Source organism: Cupriavidus sp. GW822-FHT02D05, assembly GCF_058802485.1.
Genome location: NZ_JBXAOE010000068.1, coordinates 1 through 5252 on the forward strand (window position 1 = coordinate 1; position 5252 = coordinate 5252).

A 5252-nucleotide genomic window follows, 5' to 3' on the forward strand; every position below is an offset into this window, starting at 1 on the left:
TGGTTCACGACAATGTTCCCGGTGGCGCTCGACGGCAGCGGCGAGATCGGCACGGCCATCCGCACGGTCAAGGAGCAACTGCGCGCGGTCCCGGGCGAAGGTATCGGCTTCGGCCTGCTGCGACGCTGGGGCACGCCGGCCCAGCAGTCAGCGCTGGCAGCGGTGCCCAAGCCCGAGGTGGTGTTCAACTACCTGGGCCAGTTCGATGCAAGCTTCGCCGAAGGCGCCGCATGGCGGCCGGCCGCAGATGGGGCGCAGGCGGCGGGAGGCACCCAGGACCCCGCCGCTCCGCTGTCGCATCCGCTGTCGGTCAGCGGGCAAGTGCTTGGTGGCGAACTGCAATTGACGGTGGCGTTCAGCCAGAACCGGCATCGCACGGCCACCATCGAGCGCCTGGCCGGAGCGTTGCGGGCCGAACTGGACGCCGTCGTACGCCACTGCACCTCCGGCGCCGTTGGCCTCACGCCTTCCGATTTTCCGCTGGCTGGCCTGACGCAAGCCCGGCTCGACGCACTAAGCCTCGATGCCGCGCGCGTGCAGGACCTGTATCCGTTGTCCCCGATGCAGTCGGGCATGCTGTTCCATAGCGTCTTCGCCCCCGAAGGCAGCGCGTATACGAACCAGTTGCGTGTCGATATCGACGGTCTCGATCCGGCCCGCTTTGTCGCGGCATGGCAGGCCGTGCTGGCGCGCCACGACAGCCTGCGCTGCGGTTTCCTGCATCGCGGCGACCAGCCGCTGCAATGGGTGGCGAAGGACGTCGCCTTGCCCGTGATTGAGGCGGACTTCACGGGGCGCGCCGCCGAGGACGTGGATCGGCTGGCGGCCGAGCAGCTTGCACAGCGCTTCGACCTGCAACAGCCGCCGCTGCTGCGCGTCGCGCTGCTGCGCACGGGGCCGGATCGCCATCATCTGGTCTGGACCGTCCATCATCTGCTGCTCGACGGCTGGAGCACCGCGCATTTGCTGGGCGAGGTGCTGCGCCACTACGCGGGCGAAGCGCTGCCGGCTGCCGGACATCGCTTTGCCGACTACATCGGCTGGCTGCAGTCGCGTGACCGGGATGCCAGCGAGACGTTCTGGAAGGCGCAACTGCAGTCGCTGGAAACGCCAACGCGCCTGCTGGATGCACTGCCAGCGGTCACGTCCGGGGATGGCCATACCGAGCAGCATCATCACCTTGACGCCGACGCAACGGCCGCGCTGGCCGCGTTTACCCGCGCGCAGAAGGTGACGTTCAACACGCTGGTGCAGGCGGCATGGCTGCTGGTACTGCAACGCTGCACCGCGCAGCCCAGCGTGGCGTTTGGCGCCACCGTGTCCGGCCGTCCCGCCGATCTGCCGGCCGCCCAGCAGATGCTGGGGCTGTTCATCAACACGCTGCCGGTGGTGGCCACGCCCTCGCCGCGCCAGACCGTGGGCGACTGGCTGCGTGAGGTCCAGGCGCTGAACCTTGCCACGCGCGAGCACGAACACGCGCCGCTCTATGACATCCAGCGCTGGGCCGGCCACGGCGGGCAGGCGCTGTTCGATTCGATCGTGGTCTTCGAGAACTACCCGGTCGATGCCGCGCTGCGCCGCGCGCCGGGCGGGCTGGCGTTCGCGAACATCACCAACCGCGCGGAAACCAATTACGCGCTGACGCTGGTGCTGGCCCAGACCGATACGCTGCGCCTGACCTGCCGCTTTGACCGCGCCCGTCTGGCGGAAGCCCAGGCCGAAACGCTGGCGCAGGCGCTGCTGGCCACGATGCGCGCCATGGCGGCCGATGCGGCGCAGCCACTGGGGCAGATCGGCCTGATCGACGCGACGCGTCTGCGGACGTCGCCTTCCTCGGCGTTCGTCGGCAGCTATCAGCCCGTCCATCGGCGCTTCGAGGCCCATGCCCTGGATACGCCCGACGCCACGGCGCTCGTCGCCGACGGCCAGGCGCTGAGTTATGGCGAACTCAACCGGCGCGCCAACGCGCTGGCGCGGCAGCTGATCGCGCGCGGCGCGGGGCCGGATGTGCCCGTGGGCGTGCTGGCCGAGCGGTCCGTGGAAATGGTCGTCGCGCTGCTGGCGATCCTGAAGGCTGGCGGCGCCTATGTGCCATTCGATCCCGAGTATCCGTCCGACCGTCTGGCCTATATGGTCGAGGACAGCCGCGTGGCGCTGTTGCTGACGCAGCGCCCCGAGGCCCTGCTGGCCGCACCGGCCTCGGTGTCAATGCTGGACCTGATGCAGCCCGCGCTCTACATCGGCGACGCCGCAGGCACGACGCCGAACCCGGAGCGGACGCCACATCCGGCGCATCTGGCCTACGTGATCTACACCTCCGGCTCGACCGGGCGGCCCAAGGGCGTGGGGATTTCCCACGGCGCGCTGGCCCACTATCTCGATGGCGTGCTGGCGCAACTGGCATTGCCGCGCGGGCTGCGCATGGCGATGGTATCGACACCGGCGGCGGACCTCGGGCATACGGTGCTGTTTGGCGCGCTGGCCAGCGGCGCTGCGCTGCATCTGCCCGAACGCCGTTGCGTGTTCGATGCGGCTGCTTTCGCGCGCTATATGGCCGAGCACCGCATCGACGTGCTCAAGATCGTCCCGAGCCATCTGCGCGCACTGCTGGACGGCGCGGCGTCTGCCGGCACGGCGCCGGCAGACGTGCTGCCGGCCCACACGCTGGTGCTCGGCGGCGAAGCCACCGACTCCGCGCTGCGCGCCCGCATTCATGAGGCGCGTCCCGCCTGCCGGCTGGTCAACCACTACGGGCCCACGGAAACCACGGTCGGCGTCCTCGTGCACGTCGCCGGCACGGCGCCGCAGCCCGGAACCGGCCTGCCGCTGGGGCAGCCGCTGGCCGGCACCGTGGTCCATGTGCTGGACGGCGCGCTGGCGCCATTGCCCGACGGCGTGGCCGGCGAGCTGTATCTGGGCGGACCGGCGCTGGCACGCGGCTACCTTGGCCGCGCCGCGCTGACGGCCGACCGCTTCGTTCCGGACCCTTTCTCGGCGCATGGTGGCCGTCTCTACCGCACAGGGGATCGTGTGCGGCGCCAGGCGGACGGCGTTTTCGAGTACCTCGGCCGGATCGACGATCAGGTCAAGATCCGTGGCTTCCGCGTGGAACCCGGCGAAGTGGCGGCGCAACTGGCCGCGCTGCCGGGCGTCCGGCAAGCCGCCGTGGTGGCTGACGCGACGCCAACGGGCATGCAACTGGCCGGCTATGCCGTGCCGGAGGACGACCGGCGAACCGATCCCGCCGAACTGCGGCGCGCGCTGGCCGCCGTGCTGCCCGGCAATATGGTGCCGGCCACGATCGTTTGGCTCGACGCGCTGCCACTGACCGCCAACGGCAAGCTGGATCGCCGCGCGCTGCCAAAGGCCGACGCCCCCGTTGCCGTTGCCGCGGAACCGCCGCAGGGCGATCTCGAAACGCAGCTGGCCGCGATCTGGCAGGACCTGCTCGGCGTACCCACGGTGGGCCGCCACGACAACTTCTTCGCCCTGGGCGGCCATTCGCTGCTGGCCGTCCAGCTTCTGTCCCGCATTCAGGGCGAACTCGGCATCGATGCGCCGCTTGCGCTGCTGTTTGGCGCCGGCACGCTGGCCGAACTGGCTGCCGCGCTGCCCGCGCAGCATCGCCATGCCGACGAAGCCGCCCTGCTGGAACTGGAGGCGTTTGCCAATACCCTGGAGTCAGTCTGAATGATCGAAGCCAATACCGCAGCCCGGCTGGCCGCGCGCTTTGCCACGCTGGCGCCGGCCCAGCGCCGTGCGTTCCTCGACAAGATGGCCGAGCAAGGCATGGCCTTCTCGCAATTGCCGATCCCCGCGCTGCCGCGCCCGGACGCGTCGGCGGACCACGGCGCGCCGTTGTCCTACGCGCAACAGCGCCAATGGTTCCTGCATCGTTTCGAGCCCGATAGCGCCGCGTACCACATCAGCAGCAGCGTGGAACTGCGCGGGGCTCTGGACGTGGACGCACTGGCGGCGGCCTTCGCAACGCTCGCACGCCGCCACGAAGCGCTGCGGACGAGCTTTGTCGCCGACGCGGCCGGCCATGCGCGGCAGCTTGTGCGCCCGGAAGTGGTGATCGCGTTGCCGGTGACGGACCTGTCGGCGAACCCGGACGCCGCCGACGTGCACGCGGCCGCCATCGCCGAAGCGCCGTTCGATCTGGGCGTTGCGCCGCTGCTGCGCGTGCATCTGCTGAAACTTGGGCACCAATCGCATCGGCTGGTACTGGTGATGCACCATATCGTCTCCGACGGCTGGTCGATGCAATTGCTGATCGACGAACTGGGGGCGGCCTACCGCGCGCGCATTGCCGATCAGCCGCTGGCGCTGCCGGCGCCCCAGATAGGCTACACCGACTATGCGGCGTGGCAGCGCAACTGGCTGGAAGCTGGCGAGCGGGAACGGCTACTGAACTGGTGGCGCGATGCGCTGGCCGGCGCGCCCACGGTACTCGCGCTGCCGACCGACCGCCCCCGCCCCGCCACGTCGGCCTATCTGGCGCAGCGCTGCGAGATCGACATCCCCGATGCGCTGGCGCAAGCCCTGCGCGAGCGCGCGCAGGCGCAAGGCGGCACGCTGTTCATGGCGCTGCTGGCGGGCTTTCACGCGCTGCTCTACCGGTACACCGGAAGCCGCGACATCTGCGTGGGCGTGCCTGTGGCGGGCCGTAACCGAATCGAGACCGAGCGGGTGGTGGGGCTCTTCGTCAACACGCAGATCGTGCGCGGCCAGATCGATGGCCGCCGGCCGCTTTCCGCGCTGCTTGGCGATATCCGCGAAGCGGTGCTGGGCGCGCAGGCGCATCAGGACCTGCCGTTCGAGCAGCTGGTGGATGCGTTGCAGCCCGAGCGCAGCATGAGCTATCACCCGCTGTTTCAGGTGGTGCACAACCATCGGCGCGGTGACCGCGCGGGCCGGCTCTCGCTGCCCGGTCTGGAACTCGAAAGCGCGCCCGTGGGCGAGCGCGCGACAGCGCTGGAATTGACGCTCGATACGCGCGAGGACTCCGCGGGCCAGATTCACGCGTGCTTCCACTACGCTGCAGAACTGTTCGACGTGGCGACCGCGCAGCGGCTGGCGCGCCACTATCTGCGACTGCTGCAGCAGCTTGCCGACGCGCCGGACTGCGCGCTGGATGCGGTCGAATTGCTCGACGCCGCCGAGCGGGACAGCCTGCTTGCGCTGGGCCAGGGCGAAGTGCCGGCCGATGCCTGCATGCCGGTCCACGCGCAGATCGCCCGCCACGCGCT

At 70.1% G+C, this 5252-nt stretch carries 2 protein-coding genes; both read left to right on the forward strand.

Annotated elements, in window-relative coordinates; translation table 11 throughout:
- Window positions 1–3690 (forward strand): amino acid adenylation domain-containing protein (locus tag AC1RQK_RS40275; protein ID WP_492815225.1); only part of this gene is annotated, 3690 nt, incomplete at its 5' end.
- Window positions 3691–5252 (forward strand): condensation domain-containing protein (locus tag AC1RQK_RS40280; protein ID WP_492815227.1); only part of this gene is annotated, 1562 nt, incomplete at its 3' end.